Raw genomic sequence first — 25137 nt, forward strand, 5'->3', positions numbered from 1 at the left:
GTATATGGTGGGAAGATCAAATAAAGGAGAATTTCATGCAACTTGATCCCGACGAGCTCAAGCCAGCACTTAATCGCCTCAAGCGTGCACAGGGCCAACTTTCCGCTGTGGTGCGCATGTTGGAGGAAGGACGCGAATGCAAAGACGTGGTCACCCAACTTTCAGCAGTGACTAAAGCACTTGATCGCGCTGGTTTTGCCATTATTGCCGCAGGCCTTGAACAGTGCTTGGCGGATCCAAATGGCGAAATGGATAAAAAAGAGATGGAAAAGCTTTTCCTGACCCTCGCTTAGGAAAAATACAGGACTAAATAATACCTGAGCTTTAGGTCTCTCATGCGATAGTAACCTTTCGGATAGTATCGTCGCTATGAATTTAGCTGAGATCTCCGCAGTGGCCGGGATAAATGCCACCATCGGCCATACTCCTTTGGTAAGGCTCGACCGCCTCAGCACACGCCCAGATATTCATATCTGGGCCAAACTTGAGGAATTTAATCCCGGTCGCAGCACTAAGGATCGCACCGCTGCAGCCCTGGTTAAAGCAGGAATTGCCGATGGCACCTTGAGTGCCGGAGTCAGCGTGATTGAATCCAGCTCGGGAAACCTCGGCATGGCTTTAGCACGGGAATGCCTTCTGCATGGTTGGCCTTTTCATTGTGTGGTGGATCCACGTGCCAATCCGCGGGCACTAGCCATTATGAAAGCCTTTGGCGCCATTGTGCACCTGGTGGAGCGGCCTGATTCTGAAACCGGTGATTGGCTAATTGCGCGCCGGGCACTTGTGCACACGCTTCTTAAAGAAATCCCCAATTCAATTTCGCTGGATCAATATTCCAATAAGGCTGCTTTTGATGCCCATGCTGAAGGCACCATGAGCGAAATCCTCCACGATCTTCCTAACACTCCGGATGTTTTGATGGTTGCTATGAGTACCACTGGCACAATCGGCGGTTGTATAAAAAAGCTGCATGAGGTGGGCGCTGCAACCCACGTAATCGGAGTGGATGCCCAAGGCTCAGTCCTTTTTGGTGGCGCCCGAGGCGTTCGTACCCTGCCGGGATTTGGGGCAGGTGTGGTGCCGGAATTAGCTACTTCTGTCCATCCTGATGAGGTTGTGCGGGTTTGCGATATTGATGCCGTTGCCGGTGCGCGGATCTTGGTAAAAAGAGAGGGAATTTTAGCAGGAGCCTCTGGCGGTGCGGTGGTTGCTGCATTGTTGCCCAAAATTAAGGATCTACCTGCAGGTTCAGAGGTTGTTATTATCCTCCATGATGCTGGTGCTGCTTATGTGGACACTATTTTTGATGATGCTTGGGTGTTAGAAAACCTCGGCGTGAGGGCCCTTGAACTTGAACAGAAAATGGCGCAGCTATGAGTACGCCAATCACCGTCGCCATTATCGGTGCAGGTCCCAGGGGTTTGTGGGCTGCAGAAGAATTGTTATTTCAAGCCAAAACCCATGGGGTAGCAGTCCATATTGATATGTGGGATCCCCAGGAAGTGGGAATTGGTGCAGCGTATAACCCAGCGCAACCGGATTATTGGCGGCTAAATGTTAATGCCAGCCTCATTCGTAGTCGCACCACAACATTTAATCAGTGGCGCACAGATTCCAGTGACCCTTTTCCGCCACGCGCGTTGGTAGGCAAGTTTTTTCAGGCAACGTTTGTGGAATTACAAGAAAACCTCCCGCCGGGCTGCACCATCAAACACATTAAAAAGCGAGCGGACTCTTTGGAACAGGCCGGCGAGCTGTGGAACGTGGAGGGCAAGCTTTATCACGAGGTACTTCTAGCAACCGGCCATGCCCACAGCTGGGACGGCGCTTTGGAAAACGCACTGAAGGTGTATCCGCATGCTCAATTGGCACAGATTTCAGCTGGTCGGCGGGTTGCTGTCCGTGGTGCTGCCTTAACTTTTATTGATGCTGTTTTAGCGTTAACTGAAGGGCGCGGTGGCTATTTTGATGAAGCAGGTTATCACCAAAGTGGAAAAGAACCGGCAAAAATTTATCCTTTCAGTCGCCGTGGCCAATTTATGGAGGTCAAACCAGATCCTGGGATTTTCACCATTAATCCCGAGATTATTAATCGATATGCAGCAAAAATTAAGATCGCCCGCGATATGGACGATTTTAAAGAAATTTTAAGCAATTGCGCCTCGGACCTATTGGGTACAAATGACAAAAGTGCTGTTCAGGCCATTCTTGCGTGTCACGGCCAAGAGGATCCCGTCGCAAAGCTTCGTCTTTCCCTGCAGGTTGCGCGCGGCGAGGTACCCCCTGGCGCCGAGTGGGCGGTAGGGCAGGCGTGGCGCTCGCTTTATCCGGCAATTGTGCAGCGCACCTCTTATGGCGGGCGCGCCAGTTTAGCTGGATTTGCCCAGCTTGCAGCCCATCTAGAGAGCTTAGCTTTTGGGCCTCCGCCAGTTAATGCGCAAAAGATTTTGGCGCTTATCGACGCCGGCATCGTCGATACCGCAGCCTTGTCACCGGCCGGCAGGCTGCCAGCAGTCGACGCCACAATCGATGCCGTATTGCCTCCACCAGGACTTAATTCCCCGCTCAGAAATAGCCCGATTGCCCAGCTTGCGGCCCATAATCCAGGGCAGTGGTTGGATGCTCAGGGCGGGGTGGTTGGCCTTAAACATGTGGCTGTAGTGGGCCGTGAAAGTGAAAATGTTGTTTTAGGTCCCGATACTTTATCGCGGACTCTCCATAATGTGATCCCGAGGTGGGCTGCAACAGTGATCAAAAATTCTGCACCAAAAACCCTAGCAAATCCGCGCATGATGGCAATAGAGCCGTTGACCGCCAGGTTGGAGCCTTGGGCTATTGATTTATTAGATGATAGGCAGCGCTGTCAAGAGATCGTGGCAGAGTTTGGCTCCCCGGCAAATGTGCTGCACCATGCGCCTTTATTAAGAAATTGTGCAGAATTGGTGGCTGCCGGTGCGGATGCTGGTGTGGAAACCAGAGTATTTTTTGCCCGCAAAGCCAATAAAGCTCTGACTTTTGTTGATGCCATTCGCGATGCCGGACACGGTGTGGATGTGGCAAGTTTTAGGGAGCTGCAACAGGTGCTTAATCGTGGGGTTAAGGGTGAAAATATCATTCTCAGCGCCGCGATTAAACCAGATCCATTGCTGGAACTTGCTCTCAAAAATGATGTACGGATTTCGGTGGATTCGGTTGCTGAGCTGCAGCGCATTAGGGAATTGGCTAGCCAACTTCAGCTCACAGCATCAGTGGCACCACGTTTGGCCCCTAATCCTGCGCGTTTGCCCGCTACCCGTTTTGGCGAGCTCCTTGATGTGTGGATTGCTCAGCTGCCCTCATTGTCTAAGGCAATACAGCTGGTGGGAGTCCATTTTCATCTACACGGATATAGCGCTAACGATCGAAAAACTGCCCTCCAAGAAGCTTTTGTGCTTATCGACGCCGCGACCGCAGCGGGTCACCGCCCCAGTTTTATTGATATTGGCGGTGGGGTACCGATGAGTTATCTCGACGATGCTCAGCAATGGGAATCATTCCACGATTCTTTGCAGCAAATGAACGCAGGCCATAAGCAACCTTTTACTTGGAAGGGTGATCCTTTGGCGAACACCTATCCTTTCCATCAAACTCCTACCCGTGGAGCGTGGCTTGCAGAAGTTCTTGCAGGTACTGCACCTGAGTTTATTAAGCGCGGATTGCGGCTCCACGTGGAACCGGGACGTGCAGTTTTGGATGGTTGTGGCGTTATTTTGGCACGGGTGGCATTTCTAAAACACCGCAGTGATGGAGTTCCTTTGGTGGGTGTGGAGATGAACCGAACTCAGTGTCGCACCACCTCGGACGATATTTTGCTAGATCCTATTTTGGTACCGCAGCCGGTCGATGCATGGCCGGGTGTGGGTACGCATTGGGAGCCAGGAGCTCGTGGCTTTTTGGTCGGCGCCTATTGCATTGAAGATGAGGTGATTATTAGGCGTGACATGGTCTTCCCGGAGGGAATTGCAGTAGGGGATATTATTGCCATTCCCAATACTGCGGGTTATTTCATGCACATTGTAGAAAGTGCTTCCCATCAGATTCCCTTGGCTAAAAATGTGGTGTGGGGTGCGGAACTTAGCGTTGATGATATCGATATTTAATAATCTATGGACAATAAACTAAAGGATAAACTAAACTTTGGTTTAATATTTGAGTCGAAGGGAAAATCATGCGCAAGGTCTTGATCGCCGTGGTCACATTAATGCTGCTAAGTACCCCAATTGCTGCAGCTCAAGATGTTTTTGATGGTGGCCGAGTAGGGGGTGCTGTTAGTAATTTAAGCAGTGGTTCATCAACTCCTGGAGCTGAACTAAGTGAGGTTGAAACCCCCGTCAACCTCGAGCAATATGCTGGCAAGTGGTATCAAATTGCAGCTGTGCCACAGCCTTTTACTTTGCAATGTACCAATAACACCACGGCAGAATATGGGGTACTAGATGCCCAAACCATTTCTGTTCGTAATTCCTGTGGCACGCCTTTTGGTCAAACCTCAGTTATTGAAGGTAGCGCAACTGTGCGTTCGGAGGCTTCTTTAAGAGTTAACTTCCCGGGCATCCCTTTTCAGGATCCTAATGGGCCGGTTAACTACCGCATAACCTATCTGGCCGCGGATTATTCACTGGCAATTGTGGGAGATCCGCAGCGTAAATCCGGATTTGTACTTTCCCGAACTCCTGCCATTAGTGATCAAAAGTGGGAAGAGGTGCGATCCACTATTAGTGCACGTGGCTGGTGGGATTGTTCCTTTTTAAGCTCTCCAACAATGGGGGGACGCAGTGACGTCACCCCATTGTGCTTAATGTGAGGAAGACTCGAACCAATCCACGCCCTCAAGTAATAGTTCTTGGGTCATATCTTCAAAGAACCTAATAACAACTTCGCGCTCTTCTGGCGTGAGGCGTGCGGCAGATTGGAAGCGTTTTGCATGCTGCTTGCCAACCGTCTGCATGGCAGAGGTTCGCGTGGAAGGGGTTACCTCAATGGCAAAGGCGCGACGGTCAAAGGGGTGCACTTCACGAACGATGTGCCCTCCTTTTTCCAGGCGATTGAGTAACTTGGTAATAGATGCTGGTGACAGGTTGAGGTAGTGGCCAAGCATGCCAGGAGTAACTACTTCATTCTGGTGTTTGGCGACAATAAGATAATGCAAGGCGCGCATGTCTTGGGTATTGAGCTTCATATATTTCTCGGAAGCTTCAGCCACGGCGCGTTCGGCGTTTCTTAAGTCGGCAAGGGACTTCATGACTCGCCCAATCTGGGCGACTTCTTCGGTGCTTAAGGAAGAACGATCCACAAGTTCACTATTTGGGTCGCTGGAATCTACATCGAAGAGGTTTTGTGAAATCGCCTGCCATTGTTGGGGTTCTTGCGGATCGGACATAGATGGATATTAACCCTTTTTTTAAGAAAATGGGATACCTTACACTGTTGGATAATTTAACAATTTGCATATATAAAGGTTTAAGGCCATGAAAACCCCTCTTCAGAGCGTATTTCCCGGCATCTTGCGTAAGCTCTTGCCCTTGGTGTTAATTCTTGTCTGGCTGCTGGGTGCCGGAATTGGCGGACCATATTTTGGAAAAATTAGTGAGGTCTCTACCAATGATCAAACTCTCTACCTACCAGAATCTGCCGATGCCAGTAAAGTGCAGCAGCAGGTGGGAGCTTTTAGGGATTCTGAAGACATCCCTGCAGTTGTAGTTTTTGCAGCTCAAGAAGCTTTAAATGGGGAGCAACTGGCACAACTTAAACAAGCGGTAGCTCAGTTGGAAAGTATCCCCGGAGTTGCTGCAGGAATGTCGCCTCTGATCCCTTCGGAAGATACCAAGGCAGCAGAAGTTTTTGTGCCCATTTCCAGTTCGGCGGTGGTCGGAGACACAGTTGCAGAGATCTCACAGTTCCTGGCAGAATCTACCCCGGCTGGAGTGGAAAGTTATGTCACTGGACCTGCTGGTTTTGCCGCTGATATTGGTGCAGCCTTTGCAGGCATTGATGGGCTCTTGTTAATTGTAGCCCTGGCAGCGGTGTTTATTATTTTGATCTTTGTTTATCGATCCCTGCTTTTGCCGATTATGGTGCTCTTAACCAGCCTTTTTGCTCTAAGTACGGCAATTTTGGCGGTATGGTGGCTAGCTAAGTGGGGAGTTGTTTTAATTAGTGGCCAAACCCAGGGTATTTTGTTAATCCTGGTGATTGGTGCTGCCACTGATTATTCCTTGCTTTATGTGGCACGTTTTCGCGAACAGCTAAGGGGGCATCAAGATAAATGGGTGGCCAGCAAGAATTCCATCAAGGGTGCGGTGGAACCAATCGTGGCATCCGGAAGCACAGTTATAGCTGGTCTTTTGTGTCTGCTGCTTAGTGATTTGAAATCAAATAGCACTCTCGGCCCGGTGGCAGCCATCGGCATTGTTTTTGCCATGTTGGCAGCTTTGACGCTGCTCCCAGCGCTACTCCTCATCTTTGGCCGCGCAGCTTTTTGGCCCAAACGTCCACACTTTGAGCCAGCAGTGGTGCTTAAAGAAGAAGGTCTGCCACCTCGCGGGCTGTGGGCGCAGGTGGCCAAGGCGGTGCGCCTTCATCCACGTACCGTATGGGCTGGTTCTTTGGTGATTTTGCTGCTCGGTGCTGCAGCCTTGCCACAGCTCAAGGCTGATGGGGTGGCACAATCTGAGTTGGTTATTGGAGCCTCGCAGGCTCGTGAAGGCCAACGGGTATTGGGCGAGCATTTCCCGGGCGGTTCTGGAAGTCCGGTATATGTACTGGCTCCGGAAGCAGAACTACCAGCAGTTATATCTGTCCTGGAGGCCAAGGGGTACTTTCCGCAGCTCACGGTGAGTTCTCAGGGTGTGCCGGGCGGGGCGGCGTCGATAAGCGCAATTAAAAGTGGAGTGGCACCCACCGTGGTGGAGGGGAAGGTATTGGTTCAAGCCACGCTTGGGGCGGCGCAGGATTCGGCACAGGCGCAAGATATGGTGCGTGAAGTGCGCGCTGATCTTAACAATGCAGAATTAAATGCCCGGGTGGGAGGGGTTACTGCGACGGCAATCGACACTAATGATGCCTCGATTCATGATCGAAACCTGATCATTCCAGTGGTGCTCGCAGTGATTTTGCTGATCCTGATGCTTTTGCTGCGGTCTGTGGTGGCACCGGTGCTGCTGGTGCTGACCACAGTGTTGTCCTTTGCGGCGGCCTTGGGAGTATCGGCGCTGGTCTTTAATGGAATTTTTAAGTTCCCGGGTGCAGATCCGACGGTTCCGCTTTATGGTTTTGTCTTCTTGGTTGCATTGGGTATTGATTATAATATTTTCCTGGCCACTCGCATCCGCGAAGAATCGCTGCGACATGGCACTCACGCCGGTATTTTGCGAGGTCTCAGCGTTACCGGCGGCGTTATTACCTCCGCCGGCCTGGTCCTGGCAGCTACCTTTGCGGCACTTTCGGTAATCCCTATCCTGTTCCTGGTGCAGCTTTCTTTTATCGTGGCATTTGGTGTGCTGCTTGACACGTTCTTGGTCCGTGCCTTTCTGGTGCCAGCCCTCTTTTATGATCTCGGGTCCAAAATCTGGTGGCCCGTCAAGCTTGCTAAAAAGCTTTAAAAGCGTGCTTGTCGACGCCTTCCTCCCGCACCACCTGTGCTAGACGGCTGCCAAGCAGCCCGCGCTGGCCTAAACGTTGATGCGGAAGTTGGATTTTCCACGCCACAATAATGGTATGGAATCCGCGACGCAATCGGTTAAGCAATTGGATACTGCCACGAAGTGCGCGGTCATCCATGGTGAGCACTAAATCCTTTTGCAGCCAGATTGTTTCATGCGGGCGCACCGCAAAAGAGAGTTGCATATCCTCGTGAACAAAAGTGTCACTGAGATCAAGAGTATGGTGAACCTCATCCCACCATTGTTTGCGGATGGAACTATTGGATCCAAAGAGTGGGTAGTGACCCAGGGCGCTGCCCACCAAAGAACGATAAAGTCCCAGATAGAGCTGGGAAATTAACTCGCCTTTAACTCCAGGAACGGCAAAACGACCACTGCCACTAATGCCGACTACAATGCGTTCTCCGGCCTGATGGGACAAATCCGCTTGCTCCCAGATTTCATGAACCCGCTGGATGAAAGTGGGATCCACAGTTACATCAGCATCGATACGCAGGATGACATCTGAGGTAGCAGCATTAAATCCTGCTGCATTAGCCCAGGTAATTCCGTTGCGTGGTTCATTAACCAGGCGTACTTTAAATGCCTCAAAAGACTGTGCAACTGCTGCGGAATGATCAGTGCTGCCATTGTTGACCACCACTATTTCATCAGCTGGCACAGTCTGCTTCGTGAGGGAGTGGAGACAGGATTTCAGCAGCTCTGCATCATTAAAACAGGGAATAACCACACTGAGGGTGCGGGAGTATTTATGCGCTGTACTTGGCATGGTGGGGACGTGTCCATTCCAATAAAATAGTAGCATTATGGAAAATATAACTTCATAGGTAGTTTACGTGATGAGTGGGGTTAAAGTGGCTTTAACAATAATGTGGTTCAGGGATGATCTTCGGATTGCCGATAATCCTGCCCTCAAGTGGGCCCAAGAACGAGGTGAGGTAGTTGCCGTATTCATTGAGGAACAGCATCAAACTCTCCGCCCGCTCGGGGCAGCAGCGCGCTGGTGGCAAGAAAACAGCTTGCACCACTTGGAGCATCAGCTTTCAGCAATAGACCTTAAATTTTGCCGTTTAGCCGGTGATCCGCAACAACTGATAGTGGAGCTTGTACACCAAACAGGTGCCGATGCCGTCACCTGGAACCGGCGTTATCACCAGCCTTTATGTGCCCTTGATGCAGCTCTTAAAGCTTCCCTCATACAACAGGGGCTTGAGGTACATAGTCATGCCGGTTACCTGCTTAATGAGCCATGGGACATCAAAACTGGGCAAGGAACTGCCTATAAAGTATTCAGTCCTTTTGCTAAGAAATCCTTTGCCCTTGCTGAAAATGCAGCGCAGACTATGGTGCGAGATCGGGAAATGCCAGATCTGGAGCCGGGTTTTGTTTTAGGAGACGCTGCGATCGGAGTTGTTCCTGACTGGCAACAGCGCTTGGCACAGCATTGTGCACCTGGTGAAATCAGCGCGCGCCAGAAATTAGATAAGTTTCTGGATTTCCTTAGCTCCGGCGGTGATTACAGCACCGATCGCGATGACATGGCCCATGACGGCACCAGTGGTTTATCACCTCATCTTAGATTTGGTGAATTAAGTATTCACCGGCTGTGGTTTGAAGTATCTTCCCGAGCTGAAAGAGGGGAAATCGCCCCAGAATCTGCGCAGGCTTTTCTCAATGAGCTTTTGTGGCGAGATTTTTCCTGGCACCGGCTTTATGCGCATCCCATGATGCACTGGAACAATATCCGCAGCTCCTTTGATCGTTTCCCGTGGGAATGGGATCAAGCAGAAAGCCTACGTTTAGCTAAGAGTCAGCGTGACCCTCGCCGAGCTTATAGTGACAGTGCATTTCAAGAAACCTTTGCTGCCTGGCGCGCCGGGCAGACGGGAATTCCCTTAGTTGATGCGGGTATGCGGGAGCTGTGGGAATCCGGAACTATGCACAATCGAGCTCGGATGGTGGTGGCCAGTTTCCTCACCAAAAATCTGCTTATCCACTGGCGGCATGGCGAACAATGGTTCTGGGATACCTTAGTTGATGCGGATCTTGCAGCGAATGCCTTTAACTGGCAATGGGCCGCCGGATGTGGAGATGATGCCTCTCCATATTTCCGAATCTTTAATCCAGAGACCCAAGCCAAAAAATTTGATCCCCAGCGTCGCTATATTCGACGCTGGATTAAAGACTTTGATACTCCGAGCTACCCGCCAGCAATTGTTGATCTGGCTACTTCGAGACAAGAAGCACTGGAGGCCTATCAAAGCATTAAATGAGCTGAACTAGTCAGCGGTAGGAGTGGATTGTGCCTGCTTAATGATGTTGCGCATCATAAACGGGAAAATGAAGGCATGAAAAGGGCTGACTGCCCACCAGTAGAGACGGCCAGGCAAACCTTTAGGCTCAAAAATGGCGCGTTGGGTATAGGTTGTGCCACCAGTGGGATTTTCTTCTAATTCAAAGGTGAGCCAGGCGTTGCCATCAACTTTCATCTCTGCTTGCAGTACCAAATGATGGGGCTTTTCCATCTCCACTACGCGCCACCAATCCAGACGATCTCCAACAGCTAGACGGAAGGGATCTCGCCGTCCTCCTAGGCCAGGACCTCCGACCAACTTATCGGCAATGCCACGAATCGCCCATAATTTAGGGGCAGAGTACCATCCGTGGGAACCTCCGAGGCCTTCGATCACTGGCCAAATTTGTGTAGCAGCAAGTTCTGTCGAGGCGGTTCTAGTATCTTCAAAAACCTGGCCGCCAGCCCACTCCGGATCGGTGTCACGAGCTGCCCATGCTTTGGGGATCTCGCTTTGGTTTAATGTCCAACTACGGTCCCAGGAAGTGGGAACTCCGCGGGATTCCTGAGCGCTAATAGCCAATTTCACTGCCTCGCGATAGTCGATAAACCCGTTTGCTGGATCGGGGATGATCGTGGAAATAGTGTGTTCTTCGCATACGGCATCTTCTGCCATGGACTGCGCTAGCGGCAGAGCTAATTCAGCTGGAACTGGAGTGACCAGCCCAATCCAAAAACCGGAGAGTTTGTCCATTGGAAGATTTACCGGGATAGAAAACACAAAACGACGCAGGCCTCGGATTTCGCCATAAATCTTCAATAACTCTGCAAATTTATAGCGCTTGCCACAGCCAATATCGCAGGCTTGATTAACTGCGGAACGAAGGTCTGCGCTGAGCACCAAATAATGTAAAGCATCACGGATAGCCAGGGGTTCAATATAGTTATTGATCCATGAGGGAGCCACCATGATTGGCAGTCGTTCGGTGAGATGGCGAATGATCTCGAAGGATGCAGATCCTGATCCGATCAGCGTTGCTGCGCGGAGAATAAGCGCAGGTACAGGTGCGTCCAGCAGAATCTGAGCGACGTTTTCCCGAGAACGCATATGTTTTGAAAGATCTGCGGGTGTGCGTCCGCGGGGGTTTAGTCCGGAAAGATAAACAATCTGTTGTATTCCCGCTGAGTGCGCAGCCTGAGAAATATTATGGGCAGTATTCTCCTCTACTTTTTCAAAGTCTTGGTTCTTGTTACCCATGGAATGAACCAAGTAGTAGAGCACATCAATCCCTGCGCAAATTTTGGCAACGTCTGCGGCAACACTGAGGTCGGCCTCCACCAATTCCACATCTTCGTGCCAGTCAAAGCGACGTAGGCTATCAAGATTTCGGGAGGTAGCGCGAACTTTAAAACCTGCAGCAAGCAACTCCGTGATCAGGCGCCCGCCGACATAACCGCTAGCTCCGGTAACAAGGACTCTTCTCTGTGGGTGAGTAGCGTGATAGTTGAGAGTAGGGGCGGAGCGAAAACTCATAGTTTTGATCCTTAAGATGAGGGAAAACCTGGAAGGTCAGCAGTCAATTCACTTTGGGTAAATTTTGAAGACGCAGTGTTATCTTATGGTGTAGTATATCTGATGTGATAGTAGACGGATGTTGTTTTCCAAAATGATGGAGAGAAAGATTTGAGTCTTGGAACTCCACAGGAGACGCCGAAACGATGATGGTCGAGATAGAAACCAGCGCGATAGATTATGAAATTCGCGCGATGTTCCGCACAGTCATTGATAAAACTGAGGGCCATCATCCCAGCTTTAGAAAAGCACTGCATATAGCCGCCAATTCTGCCTTGGGTGGAAAGCTACTGCGTCCGCGGCTCTTTTTGGATCTCTACGAGGTTTTAGCGGATCCAGACGATAAATTCCGCTATGACGGGGTGGAGTCTCCGGTTAAGGAAATAGCAGCAGCTATCGAGGTTCTGCACTTTGCATTCCTCTTACATGATGATGTCATCGATGGAGATTTCATTCGTCGGGGTCGCCCCAATTTCATTTCCCGTCTCGCTCAGCAATCTAAAATCAGCACCGATGACCATCATGATGCTGAGCGCAAAGAATGGGCGCGCTCCAGCGCCATCCTGATTGGTGATCTGCTGCTTGCAGAAGTCCATCAGATTTTTGCACGCCTTGACCTGCCACATGCTAAGCGTCTGCAGCTGCTCGATCTTTTAGACCATGCAATTACTGACTCCATTATTGGTGAGTTTATGGATGTATCCCTGAGCAAAGGGCTTATTAGTCCGCAGCTAGCAGACGTTCAGCAAATGAGCCGACTTAAAACCGCCACTTATACCTTCGAATTGCCCCTCTGTAGTGCAGCCATCATGGCTGGATACGACCCGCAAAAGAGCGCAGAGTTCGCAACTCTAGGCGGACTTTTAGGACTGCTTTTCCAATTCCAGGATGATTTCCTCTCTGCTTTTGGTAATCAGGCAGAGCATGGAAAAGACGAGCTCTCCGATGTCCGGGAAGGCAAAGAAACACTTATTATTGCCTATGCGCGAAAAACGGCAGCCTGGCCTCTTATTCAACCCTACTTTGGAAATGCAAACCTCAATAAGGAAAATATAAGAGAGATTAAAGAACTTCTTGTCACGTGTGGTGCCCAAAGTTTCTTGGAAGACACAATTGCACACACCGCTCGTTTGTGCAGAGATCAGATCCTGAGGATCACTGCATTTAGCCCAGCGGAAGTTCCAGTTTTACTTAATGCATTAGTGGATTCGCTGGAAGGCAGACGCTCATGAATTCTTCTTCATTTCTTCATAATGCGATGCTGCGCTATGACCGTACTGCCAGCAAAGCAGCAGGTCAGGTTATTAGCAACTATTCCACTAGTTTTGGCATGGCTACCGCTCTCTTAGCCAAAGACATGCGTCACGATATCCGCAATCTCTACGCAGTAGTACGCATAGCGGATGAAATTGTCGACGGCACTGCCACCGCAGCTGGCCATACCGCAATAGAAGCCGCTGAAATTTTGGATAACTATGAAAAGGCTGTACTTAATGCACCACAACAGCATTTTCATACCGACCTCATCCTGCAGGCATATGCAGATACTGCACGCCGCTGCCATTTTGATGAGAAGCTTATCCAGGCATTTTTTGCTTCAATGCGCCGCGACTTAAGCCAACATACCTATGATCCCCGAGAATTTAAGGACTATGTTTATGGCTCTGCAGAAGTCATCGGGCTGCTCTGCCTCAACGTCTTTTTACAAGGCCACAATCCCAGTTCCGAAGAAAAACAACGCCTGGAACATGGAGCCCGCAGTTTGGGTTCGGCTTTTCAAAAAATCAATTTCCTCAGGGATTTAAGCCATGATCAACAAGAACTTGGGCGTTCATATTTTCCCGGTGTGCTGGACATAGATGATGCTGGAAAGCAGGCCCTTATCGCTGAGATTCGAAAGGAAATCCGTACAGCTCAAGATGCCATTCCTGGCTTGCCACTCCAAGCGCGTGCCGGGGTGATTGCAGCCTCGGAACTTTTTACAGAATTGGTTAACCGCATTGATAAGGCTTCAGCTGCAGATCTGAAAAATAAGCGCATTAGTGTGCCACACAAGACAAAAATGCTTATTCTCGCGCGCGCTGTACCCCAAGCTTTGAAAAAGAATCTGGAGAGGAACCATGAATAAACAACAGCATGCCGTGGTAATTGGTGCTGGCGTCGCGGGACTGACTACCGCAGCGCTATTGGCCAAAGATGGTTTTGAGGTAACCATCGTGGAAAAAAATGGGGAAGTGGGGGGTCGCGCCGGGGACTTGAGTGACCCCAATTATCCAGGTTTCCGCTGGGATACTGGTCCTTCGTGGTACCTCATGCCAGATGCTTTTGATCATTATTTTGAACTTTTGGGCACCACCACTGAGCAAGAACTGGACCTTAAACTCCTTAACCCTGGGTACCGTGTTTATTCCGGTTCGGAAGATCCCATAAATATCCCATTTGGCAAGGAAGCTGCCATTGAGTTTTTTGAATCTGTAGAAAAAGGTGCAGGAGCGCAGCTGCGCGCCTATCTTGATAGTGCTCAAGAAACCTATGAGATCGCGATAAATCGCTTCTTGTACACCACTTTTAGTGCGTTGGGTCCGATTCTGCACCCAGAAGTGCTAAGCCGCGTCGGAAAGCTTTTATCTTTGCTTTCTCAATCAATGCAGGTATACGTTAATACCCGCTTTAAGGACACTCGGCTGCGCCAAATCCTGAGTTACCCCGCTGTGTTTTTGTCTTCTAGTCCTGATAAGACTCCTGCGATGTACCATCTCATGACCCATACCGACATCGTGCAAGGTGTGCGCTATCCACAGGGTGGTTTTGGTGCAGTTATTCAAGCGTTTTATCGGCTGGCGCTGGAACAAGGTGTAAAGGTACGGCTTAACACTGCCGTGAGTTCTATTATGACCAGCACTGATCAACAACGCACCCGTAGTACCGGAGTCCGGGTTGTTAATGAGAGGGGTCAAGAGGAGCAGATTCACGCTGACCTAGTGGTTTCCGCAGCAGACCTACATCACACGGAAAACCATTTACTACCTGAGCATTTGCGTTCCTATCCAGAAAAATATTGGGAGAAACGCGATCCAGGCATAGGAGTTGTACTTGTGCTGTTGGGTATAAAAGGTAAGTTGCCCGAGCTTGAGCACCATAATCTTTTCTTTAGCCAGCAGTGGGATGAGGATTTTTCGGTGGTATTTGACGGGCCTTCAGCAGCTCGTCCACTGAACGCATCCAAATCAATTTATGTGTGCATGACTTCTGCCTCTGATCCAGATACTGCTCCAGCCGAGCATGAAAACCTCTTTATCTTGGTACCTACTCCGCCGGCGGCGGAACTTGGTCACGGTGATTGTTATGGTCACGAAGCCTCAGCGGCAGTGCAAGATATTGCGGCAGCTGTCATCGCACAAGTGGCTGAAAGAGCAGGGATTGTCGATTTAGAGCAAAGAATTGTGGTGCAAAAAACTATTGGCCCGGCCGACTTTGTGGAGCGTTATAACTCTTGGGGTGCCGGAGCGATTGGACCAGCTCACACTCTTAAACAATCTGCCTTTTTGCGTGGTCAAAACATATCCAAAAAAATAGATGGGTTGTATTACGCAGGTTCCACCACAGTTCCTGGAGTGGGTGTTCCAATGTGCCTTATCTCGGCAGAAAATGTTATTAAACGTATCCACGCAGATACCTCACCTGGACCTTTAGAGCATCCTTTAGAACAAGTGGTGAAAAGATGAGCGAGTTTAGCTATCTGGGAGCCTTAGCGATCTTTATTGTCTGCATGGTGATTTGCGATCGCCAGTGGAAATTGGCATTTTTTAGAGATTTCCCAAAAGCCGCCCGTGTTATTGGCTTCGCATTCGTTGCATTCCTAGCTTGGGATTTATGTGGAATTGTTAGCGGTACTTTTTATCGGGGTTCATCGCCTTATATGACTGGCATTGAATTAGCTCCCCATATGCCAATTGAAGAACCTCTATTCCTCTTCTTCCTGTGTTATCTGACCCTCAATTTAAGTACTGCGGTGGCACAGGGTTTTGGGGTCCGCGTCCCCGAGGCACCAAAGGCAGGTAAAAAATGACATATGTGCTTTTTAGTATTCCTTTTATCTTCATAGGTCTTGGAATCTTCATCTTTAAGCTGCAACGCATTCCAAAACTATTAGTTATTACTGGAATTACCGCCGTCGTATTGATGGTCTTAACCATCATCTTTGACAACCTCATGGTGTGGGCGGGGCTCTTTGGCTTTGGGGAAGGCAATCACCTGGGCATCATGATTGGCCGTATCCCAATTGAAGATCTGCTGTATCCACTTTTTGCCGTGTTATTAATACCAGCGTTGTGGCTACCTACTTCTGGGAAAAGTGAAGATGGATAGTCTGAAGGTAGTCTTTGGCGCTTCGCGCCCCATAAGTTGGGTAAATACCGCCTTTCCCTTTGCTATGGGATATGTGCTCAACGGTGGCGCCTTAGATTGGGTCTTGTATATAGGTACTTTTTTCTTCCTTATCCCTTACAACATCGCTTTATATGGCATTAATGATGTTTTTGATTATGAATCAGACATTAGAAATCCGCGTAAAGGCGGTGTAGAGGGGGCAGTGGTAGCCAAGAAGTACCACGGGTTGTTGTTGTGGGCCTCGGCTGTTACGACGATTCCCTTTATTATTGTGCTTTTTGCGGTGGGTACATGGGTGTCATCACTGTGGTTGATTATCTCTATTTTTGCACTTATCGCTTATTCAGCTGCAGGGCTGCGCTTTAAAGAAAAACCTGGTCTTGATGCGATCACCTCTTCAGCGCACTTTGTTACTCCAGCTCTCATTGGTGCCACGCTGGTAGGCAACATGCCTTCGAAAGAGTTTTGGCTAGCCATGATTGCTTTCTTCTTCTGGGGTATGGCCAGCCAGATTTTGGGAGCAGTCCAAGATGTTATTGCCGATCGTCAGGCTGGTTTGGCGTCGATAGCTACAGTCTGGGGGGCCCGGACTGCAATTCGGCTTGCCACGGTGTTATATGTGCTGGCAGCCGTCGTAGTATTCGTTCTCCCCCCTCCTGCCTGGGTAATTGCGTTGGCAAGTTTAGGGTATGCACTTAATGCTGCTCGGTTTTGGAATATTAGTGATTCCACCTGCGAGGCTTCACGATCAGCGTGGCGGGTGTTTTTAATTCTGAATTATGTCACTGGTGCGCTGCTCACCGTGTTAATTGTGTATGCTGTGTGGTCCTAGCTCTAGGAGATGCGAGTGGCAAATTTTTAGGGTGATACCTTTGCTCTAATGAGAACAGTTTTTCAACTAGTGCAGAATTTCCACAAAGAAGCGAGGGCTGCGGGCTTGCCAATTAAGTGGGGTCCGGCACGCGGCGAGCTTGGTGTGCTGGAGTTTCCGCGCAGCGTCAATACGACAGAAATTAAATATATTGCGCACACCAAGCTCGCTGATTCCACCTTGGAGGATATGCAACGCGCGTGTGCACAGCTCCAGCAGCAAAGTGAAAGCGCTGGCCCCACCTTCAACCCGGGTTTTGTGCTGGGACTTATTGAGAACACCATGGTGGAGGTTTATGGTGGCCTCGAGCAGCGTTGGTTTGCCGCTCTTGCTTTGTTGATCCGCCCGGAAGTCGAGTGGATTGGCGTGCATGGCACGCAAAAACTAGATATTCGGGTGCGCGGCGACCTAAGCGGGCTAGTTGCGGTTGCTGATGAGCTAGGTAGTTTGCTTGGCGACGCCTGGACGGTGGGAATTGCGTATGAAAAGCACAAAATTGTCTTGGCGAATAGGGCTTTTAGCGCTGCATTTTTGCGCGACTGTCTAGATTTACTGGAGCACGCACAGGAAGCTATTGCGCCTTTTGAGATTCGAGTCCTAAGCAATACTCAAATAACCATGTCTGGTTTCTCCAACTATGCGCTTGCCGGGGATGCTTTAACTAATGCTGCCAAACTTGCCCAATTGGCAAGGCCTTTTGCGCACTGGAAGGAAGGAGTAAATCCCGTCCTAGAAATAGCAATGGACTATGAACCAGCTCCACGCGCAGAACTTTTTCAGGATGCGCCGCCTCAGATTGATCCTGCTTTTGATGATTTTGAAGCTTTATTGCGCACAGAGGTAGCTGAAGTAGCTCATTCCTGAGTTTTTCCTGCTCAGTGGATTAATAAAGAGCTGTGAGCAGGTGAACGGCATGTGAATTGCAATTTAACTCATTTAAATTAACTTAGGTGTTAAATGGGAATACCTTTCACCTTTCCTCACAGGAAACGTTCGGGATTCTGGCACAAAAGTGGTTCATGCTTATTGGCATGAGCAATCAAACATTGTTGTCGGGGGTGAAAACCGCGCCCCACCGTTTTAATAGGTATGAGATCAAATACTTGGTCGCCGAAAGTGATATTCCGGCACTTCGAGAGCAACTTAAATCTCGAATGTATACGGATCCACTTTCGCCGTCCGGTGGATATCGCGTGGAATCCCTCTACTTCGATTCCCCGGATCTGCGCTGTTATCAAGAAAAAATTGAGGGACTAAAGTTCCGGCGCAAATACCGAATCCGCACCTATGGTGATGGAGTTTTAACTCCCGAGTCCATGGTGGCCGTAGAGATCAAACAACGAGTAAATAAAGTTACTCAAAAGCGCCGTCTTGACCTTCCTTTTTTCCACGCACTCGCGCTGGGCGATAGCACCGGCGGTGCGGTAGGCGCAGAGGTAGACGTCGACAAGCTTCTTGAAATATCCCCAGAAAATCAGCACGCGCTGATTCGGGAAATGGCCTCATTTGCCAAAAACTATAGGCTGCGCCCCATCGCTACAACTACCTATCGCCGTGAGGCATATGTGGGTGTGGATACCGAAAGTGGTGCGCGTGTGACCATTGATCACGGTGTTGCTGGCCGCGACCGGGACTTTTTGCTTGGTCAAGAACTTGATGATCGCCCCACTGTGGACCAGCAATTGGCGGTCGTGGAAATCAAATGTGATGAGCGAGTTCCATTTTGGCTCACTGATATGACTGCTCAGTTGCAAATGTCAGTTATTCGCATGTCCAAATATTGCGAAACCATTGAGGCTTTTGACCGTCGCCCAGCCTCAGCTGCCGGCCTTGTTGAACAAATCTTTTAACTTCTACCGAAAGAAATACCGTGACCACTGATCTCACCTCCATTTTTGATTTCCAGGATCTCTCCGGAACCTTCTCCGTGATCGACGTCCTGATCACCCTCGTCCTTTCCTTTGTCCTAACCTCGATCGTTGGTGTGGTTTATCAAAAGACTCACCGCCACATTTCCTATAGCCAGTCCTTCGTCCAGACTTTGGTACTGGTCGGCATGGTCATCGCCATCATCATGCTCGTTGTTGGATCCAATATTGCCCGCGCCTTTGCGCTGGTTGGTGCCCTTTCTGTGATTCGTTTCCGAAACGCCGTCAAAGAAACCCGCGATGTCGGCTTCCTGTTCTTGGCCATGGCAATTGGCATGACCTGTGGTACCCGCTTCTACATCTTGGCGATCGCTGCCACCGTGGTTGTCTGTGCCGTGCTGCTTATTATGTTCCGCTTCGACTGGTTCAAAGCCAATATCCAGCGCCAGATCATCAAGGTTCAGGTACCTGCCGATGGTCAAGCTGACTCCGGTAAGTCCTATGACGAAGAAGTTGAAAAGATTTTGGCTGATCACTGCACCAGCTTTGAATTGGTCTCCGCGGAATCTGTCCGTGGCGGTGCACTAACCGAATTCTCCTACACTGCCCAGATGCGCAATACCGTCAAGCCTCATGAGCTGGTAGCCAAGCTGCGTGACGTGAACTATGGCCAAAAGGCAGCAGTACTCACCGGCCACGATCAGACGGATGTGTAAACCCTATGCCTATCTACCGATCTGCAAAATGGAGGATGAATAGACGCCTCTTTTTAGGAACAGCAGCCTCCGTCATCGCAGTTGGCGGAGTAATCGGAGGAGTCCAGGTAGTTCCCTATATCTCCTCCCAAGAAGTACAAGCTACCGCCACTGACACCTCCGTTATTGATGTGGGTGAGGGCAATGTAGACCTCTTTGACACTTCCGTATCGCATGAAGTCTCCTTGCAGGTATCCCAAGAAAACCTGGATGAAATGCTTGCCGACTACCAAGAGGATGAATCCAAAACCTGGGTCAAGGCAACCATCACCATCGATGGCGTGACCATTGAAGATGTAGGTATTCGCCTTAAAGGTAACTCCACTTTGCAAAGCCTCAGCGGGGAAAGCCGGGGCGGCGCACCAGGTGTAGCTGCTGAGGATTCAGCCACGGATGCTGCCGACACTTCAACTTTGCCAGAGGGTATGGAACTACCCGAGGGGGTGACCGAAGAAGATATTGCTAACTTCCAAGCCCAAATGGCGGAAGGTGGCGGAATGGGCGGAGGTATGGGCGGTGGCATGGTGTCCCTGGACATTAATGATTCCAGCACTTGGCCTTTCCTCATTAGCTTTGACAAATATGAAGAGGGCCGTGTTTACCAAGGCATGAGCCAGCTTTCTATTCGCCCTGGTACCACCGTGGTAAATGAGGCAATGGCACTCGCACTAACCGATGCCACTGGCCAAGCAACTCAGCAATCCAGCTTCATGACCTTTAGCCTGAATGACTCCGCAACCACCACTCGTTTGATCATCGAAATCCCTGATGAAAACTATGCCAACAACCTCGGTAATGGCGTGCTTTTTAAGGCGGATGCTTCCAGTTCCTTTACTTACCAAGGTGAAGATCAAACTGATTATGACGGACAATTCACTCAGATCAATGGTGAAGGCAACGGTGATATTCAGCCGATTATCAATCTATTAAAGTGGCTTGATACCGCATCGGATGAAGAATTTGATGCTCACCTGGCGGATTACGTCGATGTGGAAAGCTTTGCTCGTTATGTGGCAATGCAGAATCTGCTGGTCAACTCCGATGACATGGCTGGCCCGGGTAAAAACTATTACCTCTGGTACGACTATGACACTGGTTTGATCAGTGTGGTGTCTTGGGATCTGAATATGTCGATGTCCGGTTCTACCGAATCCGGCCCCGATGATGAAATCTCCATGGGAGGCGGCGGTGGTCGTGGCATGATGGGTGCTGATGCAACTGCAGCTGATACCGCCACCGATACAGCAGATACCGCTACGGCGGATGCTGCAGCTGCTGATACCGCAACTGCCACCGATACAGCAGCAGTGGAGGCAGAAGCAGGGACAGTGGAAATGCCTGCAGGTATGCCGGAGGGCATGACTCCACCTGATATGTCAGCCACAACTGGCACGACTGATGCAACAGCAGATACTGCCGACACCACCGCAGCCACCGGTGAAACTGATGATGCTGCAACTGCGGATACTCAAACCCAACGCCAAGGTCCAGAAGGAATGGAAGAGGGTGGCATGGGTGGCGGAATGATGAGCGGAAATGATCTCAAAGAACGTTTCCTCGCATCAGATGCTTTTGCGGAAGTTTATGAGCAGGCCTATTGGGATCTTTATGAGCAGATGTACGGATCCGGCACTGCCAATGAACTTCTAGATGAGATCGCAGCATCAGTTCCTGCCAGCGATTCCGTTAGCCAAGAAGATATCGATGCCAAGGTGACAACAATCCGCGAGTGGATTGCTGCCCGCACAGAGGCGTTGAGCACACTGAAGGATGCAGCGGAGTAGCAGTGGTTTTACATCCAGTTACTGCGCTTGAAGATCCAATAGAGCAGCACGGTGAAACCGATCATGGCAATTAGAGCCATCGGATAGCCAAAAGCCCAGTGCAATTCGGGCATGAGATCAAAGTTCATGCCATATATGGAGGAGATCAACGTCGGGGCGAAGATAATAGCCGCCCAGCCGGAGATCTTCTTCATATCTTCATTTTGGCGTTGGGCCACCAAGGTGGCGTTGACGCTAAGAATTTGTGAGAGCGATTCACGATATTCCGTGACACGGGTGTTGTCACGGGTGAGGTGGTCGGCGACGTCATCAAGATAAGCACGCAGTTCTTCGGGCATGCCACTGCGGATGAAGTCTTTGTTGAGGCGCTGTACCACTTCGATTACTGAGCTGGTGGTGTGCTGCATATCGATAATTTCCTGGGACAGGTTATAAATACGTTCGGCTACGGCGGCGTCGCCGGAGAATACCTGACGTTCAATCTGTTCCTGGTCGATTGCGATACCGCGCAGCACGGGGGAGAAGCCGTCAACGATAGCGTCGATCATGGCATAAGCTACTGCGCGAGGTCCCAAACGCAAGAGTTCGGCGTCGCCAAGCAACGTCCTTATTCTGGGGTCAATATGATTGGCATCGCCAAAGTTGGAGGGGCTGGTGCCGTCAATCCACTGGTTATCCTGGCACAAAATAACAATTGCCTGAGGCTTCATCAGAATATGGAATTCGGCGAAATCCACTTCTTCGCGGCTGTCGATATAACGAGCTGAGCGGATGGAAATGAAGGTGATGTCTTCATAACGGTCCAGCTTGGGACGCTGCTGACCGATCAACAAGTCCTCCACGATGGTGGGGTGAAGATCCCAGGCAGCAGCAAGCTCTTCAATAGCTGGCTTGGAAGGTGCGGGATAAAGCGACATCACCATCCGGTTGGAAGCGCCTTCGGCGAATTTAAGGCCATCGGTAACGGTGGCGCCCAGTGGTGGGCGCACAGGTACGCCGTCGGTGACATAGCGGGTGAGCGGCGAAACCTCTTCTGGGACTGGGGTGGAGTTGGGAAGATAGCGTCGCCGGAGCATGTCGCGTCTGCGAATCGCCCCGTTGGTGTCGTAATTATTTGGCATTCTCAACTCCTTCATCAGTTCCGTCCTGCTCATACTATTAAGCCAGTATCGTCGATAGATTGGGAAATGACCTACTCAGAGCAAAAAATTCAGGCATTTCCACCTCAATAAAGGTCACACTAATTCCATTTTTTAATGGTTTTCCTCAAAAGCCTACAAAACCCACACTATTGTAGGTTAGGCTCACCTTATGCAATCTTTTACTGGTAAAACGCTCAAAAAATATGCCGCAATTTTTGCACTTTCAACTACTGCGCTACTGGCCTCTGCTTGTACCTCAAGCGATAATTCAAACGACACCAGCAGTGCCGCTACAAACAGCATTGCAAGCCAAAACGGTGAAATTACCGCACAAACTCGAGAAATTAGTCATGCCCATGGCACCACTGAAGTTCCAGACGCTGCCCAAAGAGTAGTGGTTTTGGAACCGGTGCAATTGGATACCTTAGTAGCTTTGGGCACCATTCCAGTTGGAGCAGCTGTGCTTAATGAAACCACGGGCATACCTGATTATCTAGGAACTGCTGCTCAAGATATTGCCATGGTGGGAACTGTGGCAGAGCCAAATGTAGAGGCCATTGCGGCACTGGAACCAGATCTCATTATCGGTACCGAAAGCCGGCACTCGGCCCTATATGACAAACTCGCCTCCATCGCGCCGACCGTTTATATGGCATCTCAGGCTGATCCTTGGCAAGACAATGTAAAAATGGTGGCTAATGTCATGGGTGATAACGCTGGTGGTGAGCAACTGCTTGCACAATATAAACAGCGTTGTGCGGAGGTCTCGCAGGAAATTTCCGAACTTGATCCAGGCGAGCGGACTGCGCAGTTAATTCGTCCCAGAGACAATATCTATAGCCTTTATGGCCCCACTTCTTTTGCCGGATCCACTTTGGAATGTGCAGGTTATAGCATTCCAGAGCATGAGTGGGAGGATATTTCCCTGGATGTGGCAGCTGAAAACCTCACCTCAGCAGCTGCTGGTTTAGTGCTGGTTACTTCGGCTACACTAGATCAAGACAGTGAAGTTATCCAGGGAATTCGGGATTCTTTAGGGCAAGTTAATCCCGACGGACAAATTGCAGTGGTGGATCAAGCAATCTGGATTACCGGCGTTGGCCCCCTTGGTGGACAAGCAGTATTGGAAGATCTATTAAGCGTTGTGCAATCCAAACAGGGCTAAGCACACCTGGCTAAAGGTCCTAGTAGGCAGGGGCTATAGTGATCTCCGTGCCTGATCGAACTCCCTTAGCCAAAATTCCCCTCAATCGTCTAGCAATTATCGCCCTGATTATTGGTATCGGAACTGGCCTTTTTGTTGCAGCTCTTAAGCTTTCAACAATTTGGGTGGAACGTGTGGTTTATGGGGCTGATCATCTACATAATCAAAATCAAATTGCGCAGACCAGTCCACTACGCCTGGCAATCACGTTGGTGATTTTAGGTTTTGTTTCTTCTTGGGCGTGGTTTTTTGTGCACCGACCCAGCCGCAGATCCAGCCACGGACCCGCCTCCAAAGCCGAAAACGGGGACCAAAACGGAGACCAAGCCAGCCCCACTGAAGTCTCCGTCGTTGGTGCCATGCGCGGGGAGAAGATGCCTTTTTATCGCACCGTGGTTTCCGCCTTTTTACAAAGTATTACTGTTGCTGCGGGCGCGCCGGTTGGTGCAGAAAACGCTCCACGCATTGCAGGCAGTTGGGTGGCAGAAAAATTTAGCAGTAGCTTGCAGTTGGATTTAGAGGCCAAGCGAATTTTGGTGGCAGCTGCTGCCGGTGCGGGATTGGGAGCAAGTTTCCATTTGCCTTTGGCAGGTGTGCTTTTCACTTTGGAAGTACTGTTGGCGGAGGCGACTACCCGCGCCGTGGTGATTTCAATTATTACAACTGCAGCTGCGGTGGCAACCACTGGTTATTTTGTGGACACTCCTGATGTGTATAACGCGGTTTCTTTGACGGAGAGCCCGGGGATTATGCTGGCTGCGCCTATTGTCGGAGCTATTGCAGGTTTGGGTGGCCATTGGTTTTCGCGGGCAGCTAATAAGGCGGCCGCTGCAGCTCCCAAAGGTTCCAAGATTTTATGGCAAATGCCCTTGGGTTTCGCCGGGATTGCAGCAGTGGCATATCTTTACCCCACTAGCGTGGCTAATCCGCGCTGGGTGGCAGATACGATGCTCTCGGGTGGGCTGGTTTTTAGTGTCATAATTTTATTGTTGGTGCTGCGTACCGTGCTGTTTTTGGTGGCGTTCAGGGTCGGTATGGTGGGCGGAAACCTGATCCCCGCCTTCGCGCTGGGGGCGCTGGTGGGTGGCGGCGTCGGCAAGCTTTTGGAACCTTTAACCGGGGTGCCGGTCGCAGCCTTTGCGCTGCTGGGAGCGGCGGCGTTTTTGGCGGCAACGATGGCCGCGCCGCTTTTTGGTTTGATTGCGGCGGTGGAGTTTACCGATATGGAGCCCCAGGGCTATCTGTCGATTTTTGTGGCCGTCGCGGCCGCGATTATCGTGGTGCGCCTGTGGCTGGTAATTACGCAGGGTAAGCAGGCAATTCCGGTCACTTACGCGAGCTGGACAGGGGAGCTTAAATAAGCTTTTCGACGCAAAAACGTTGCCTATGGCTGGGATTACACCAGTACATGATTATGGAGATACTTAACATTTACTGAATTTCTGCATCCAAACGCAATATTGGGGTTAGAATTCCATTTTGATTTAGGCTTTACCTTCCGCGACGATCAGTTCGAGGGGGGAAGTGGGCTGATGTGTGCCCTCTGCTAGGTAAATGA

22 protein-coding genes are annotated in these 25137 nt (G+C 50.2%); 18 read left to right on the forward strand and 4 right to left on the reverse strand.

Annotation, left to right across the window (positions count from 1 at the left end; translation table 11 throughout):
* Positions 1 to 35 precede the first annotated feature (35 nt).
* The 4 genes from H924_RS00290 to H924_RS00305 all read left to right on the forward strand — a co-directional run bounded on the left by H924_RS00290 (position 36) and on the right by H924_RS00305 (position 4843).
* Positions 36 to 293, forward strand: a complete 258-nt coding sequence (locus H924_RS00290) for a metal-sensitive transcriptional regulator (protein ID WP_015649972.1) — start codon at positions 36 to 38, stop codon at positions 291 to 293.
* A 76-nt stretch (positions 294 to 369) separates the two neighbouring features.
* Complete coding sequence (locus H924_RS00295) at positions 370 to 1377, forward strand: pyridoxal-phosphate dependent enzyme (protein ID WP_015649973.1); 1008 nt, start codon at positions 370 to 372, stop codon at positions 1375 to 1377.
* A complete protein-coding gene (locus H924_RS13755; RefSeq protein ID WP_015649974.1) occupies positions 1374 to 4139 on the forward strand; it encodes an FAD/NAD(P)-binding protein in 2766 nt (921 codons plus the stop codon). Before H924_RS00295 ends, H924_RS13755 begins: the two co-directional genes overlap by 4 nt.
* 68 nt (positions 4140 to 4207) lie before the next feature.
* The gene (locus H924_RS00305) at positions 4208 to 4843 is read left to right on the forward strand and encodes a lipocalin family protein (protein WP_015649975.1); all 636 of its coding nucleotides are present in this window, start codon (positions 4208 to 4210) and stop codon (positions 4841 to 4843) included.
* On the opposite strand, the gene H924_RS00310 is transcribed toward H924_RS00305, so the two are convergent.
* Positions 4835 to 5419, reverse strand: coding sequence for a MarR family winged helix-turn-helix transcriptional regulator (locus H924_RS00310; protein ID WP_015649976.1), 585 nt, complete (start codon positions 5417 to 5419; stop codon positions 4835 to 4837). The genes H924_RS00305 and H924_RS00310 overlap by 9 nt on opposite strands.
* A gap of 88 nt (positions 5420 to 5507) precedes the next feature.
* On the opposite strand from H924_RS00310, the gene H924_RS00315 reads away from it, so the two are divergent.
* A complete protein-coding gene (locus H924_RS00315; protein ID WP_015649977.1) occupies positions 5508 to 7640 on the forward strand; it encodes an MMPL family transporter in 2133 nt (710 codons plus the stop codon).
* On the opposite strand, the gene H924_RS00320 is transcribed toward H924_RS00315, so the two are convergent.
* Positions 7627 to 8469: a glycosyltransferase family 2 protein gene (locus H924_RS00320; RefSeq protein WP_015649978.1), complete on the reverse strand. Its 843-nt coding sequence runs from the start codon at positions 8467 to 8469 to the stop codon at positions 7627 to 7629. The genes H924_RS00315 and H924_RS00320 overlap by 14 nt on opposite strands.
* A 70-nt stretch (positions 8470 to 8539) precedes the next feature.
* Between H924_RS00320 and H924_RS00325 the strand changes: the two genes are divergently transcribed.
* Positions 8540 to 9973, forward strand: coding sequence for a cryptochrome/photolyase family protein (locus H924_RS00325; protein WP_029703601.1), 1434 nt, complete (start codon positions 8540 to 8542; stop codon positions 9971 to 9973).
* A gap of 6 nt (positions 9974 to 9979) precedes the next feature.
* Here H924_RS00325 and H924_RS00330 read toward each other — a convergent pair whose 3' ends face one another.
* Positions 9980 to 11527 carry an SDR family oxidoreductase gene (locus H924_RS00330; RefSeq protein ID WP_015649980.1) on the reverse strand — a complete coding sequence of 516 codons (1548 nt, stop codon included), beginning with the start codon at positions 11525 to 11527 and terminating at the stop codon, positions 9980 to 9982.
* Positions 11528 to 11712: 185 nt separating this feature from the next.
* On the opposite strand from H924_RS00330, the gene H924_RS00335 reads away from it, so the two are divergent.
* The 10 genes from H924_RS00335 (at position 11713) to H924_RS00380 (ending at position 21233) form a co-directional block, all read left to right on the forward strand.
* Complete coding sequence (locus H924_RS00335) at positions 11713 to 12798, forward strand: polyprenyl synthetase family protein (protein WP_015649981.1); 1086 nt, start codon at positions 11713 to 11715, stop codon at positions 12796 to 12798.
* Entirely contained in the window at positions 12795 to 13694 is a 900-nt protein-coding gene (locus H924_RS00340; RefSeq protein WP_015649982.1) for a phytoene/squalene synthase family protein, read from the forward strand. Before H924_RS00335 ends, H924_RS00340 begins: the two co-directional genes overlap by 4 nt.
* Positions 13687 to 15291: a phytoene desaturase family protein gene (gene crtI, locus H924_RS00345; protein ID WP_015649983.1), complete on the forward strand. Its 1605-nt coding sequence runs from the start codon at positions 13687 to 13689 to the stop codon at positions 15289 to 15291. Before H924_RS00340 ends, crtI begins: the two co-directional genes overlap by 8 nt.
* Entirely contained in the window at positions 15288 to 15635 is a 348-nt protein-coding gene (locus H924_RS00350) for a lycopene cyclase domain-containing protein (RefSeq protein ID WP_015649984.1), read from the forward strand. The genes crtI and H924_RS00350 overlap by 4 nt, the downstream gene beginning before the upstream one ends.
* The gene (locus H924_RS00355) at positions 15632 to 15934 is read left to right on the forward strand and encodes a lycopene cyclase domain-containing protein (RefSeq protein ID WP_015649985.1); all 303 of its coding nucleotides are present in this window, start codon (positions 15632 to 15634) and stop codon (positions 15932 to 15934) included. Before H924_RS00350 ends, H924_RS00355 begins: the two co-directional genes overlap by 4 nt.
* Positions 15927 to 16787: a prenyltransferase gene (locus H924_RS00360; RefSeq protein WP_015649986.1), complete on the forward strand. Its 861-nt coding sequence runs from the start codon at positions 15927 to 15929 to the stop codon at positions 16785 to 16787. The genes H924_RS00355 and H924_RS00360 overlap by 8 nt, the downstream gene beginning before the upstream one ends.
* Before the next feature lie 48 nt (positions 16788 to 16835).
* Entirely contained in the window at positions 16836 to 17690 is an 855-nt protein-coding gene (locus tag H924_RS00365; RefSeq protein WP_029703608.1) for a hypothetical protein, read from the forward strand.
* Between the two features lie 167 nt (positions 17691 to 17857).
* Entirely contained in the window at positions 17858 to 18676 is an 819-nt protein-coding gene (locus tag H924_RS00370) for a polyphosphate polymerase domain-containing protein (RefSeq protein ID WP_245533879.1), read from the forward strand.
* Between the two features lie 20 nt (positions 18677 to 18696).
* Positions 18697 to 19410: a DUF4956 domain-containing protein gene (locus H924_RS00375; protein ID WP_015649989.1), complete on the forward strand. Its 714-nt coding sequence runs from the start codon at positions 18697 to 18699 to the stop codon at positions 19408 to 19410.
* Positions 19411 to 19445: 35 nt separating this feature from the next.
* On the forward strand, positions 19446 to 21233 hold the full coding sequence (locus H924_RS00380) for a CotH kinase family protein (protein ID WP_015649990.1): 1788 nt from the start codon (positions 19446 to 19448) through the stop codon (positions 21231 to 21233).
* A gap of 8 nt (positions 21234 to 21241) precedes the next feature.
* On the opposite strand, the gene H924_RS00385 is transcribed toward H924_RS00380, so the two are convergent.
* Positions 21242 to 22354, reverse strand: coding sequence for a magnesium and cobalt transport protein CorA (locus tag H924_RS00385; RefSeq protein WP_015649991.1), 1113 nt, complete (start codon positions 22352 to 22354; stop codon positions 21242 to 21244).
* Positions 22355 to 22544: 190 nt separating this feature from the next.
* Between H924_RS00385 and H924_RS00390 the strand changes: the two genes are divergently transcribed.
* On the forward strand, positions 22545 to 23540 hold the full coding sequence (locus tag H924_RS00390) for an ABC transporter substrate-binding protein (RefSeq protein ID WP_015649992.1): 996 nt from the start codon (positions 22545 to 22547) through the stop codon (positions 23538 to 23540).
* 38 nt (positions 23541 to 23578) lie between these two features.
* Positions 23579 to 24940, forward strand: coding sequence for a chloride channel protein (locus H924_RS00395; protein ID WP_015649993.1), 1362 nt, complete (start codon positions 23579 to 23581; stop codon positions 24938 to 24940).
* The last annotated feature ends 197 nt before the right edge of the window (positions 24941 to 25137 follow it).

Origin of the sequence: Corynebacterium callunae DSM 20147 (genome assembly GCF_000344785.1) — a bacterium.
Lineage (GTDB): Bacteria > Actinomycetota > Actinomycetes > Mycobacteriales > Mycobacteriaceae > Corynebacterium > Corynebacterium callunae.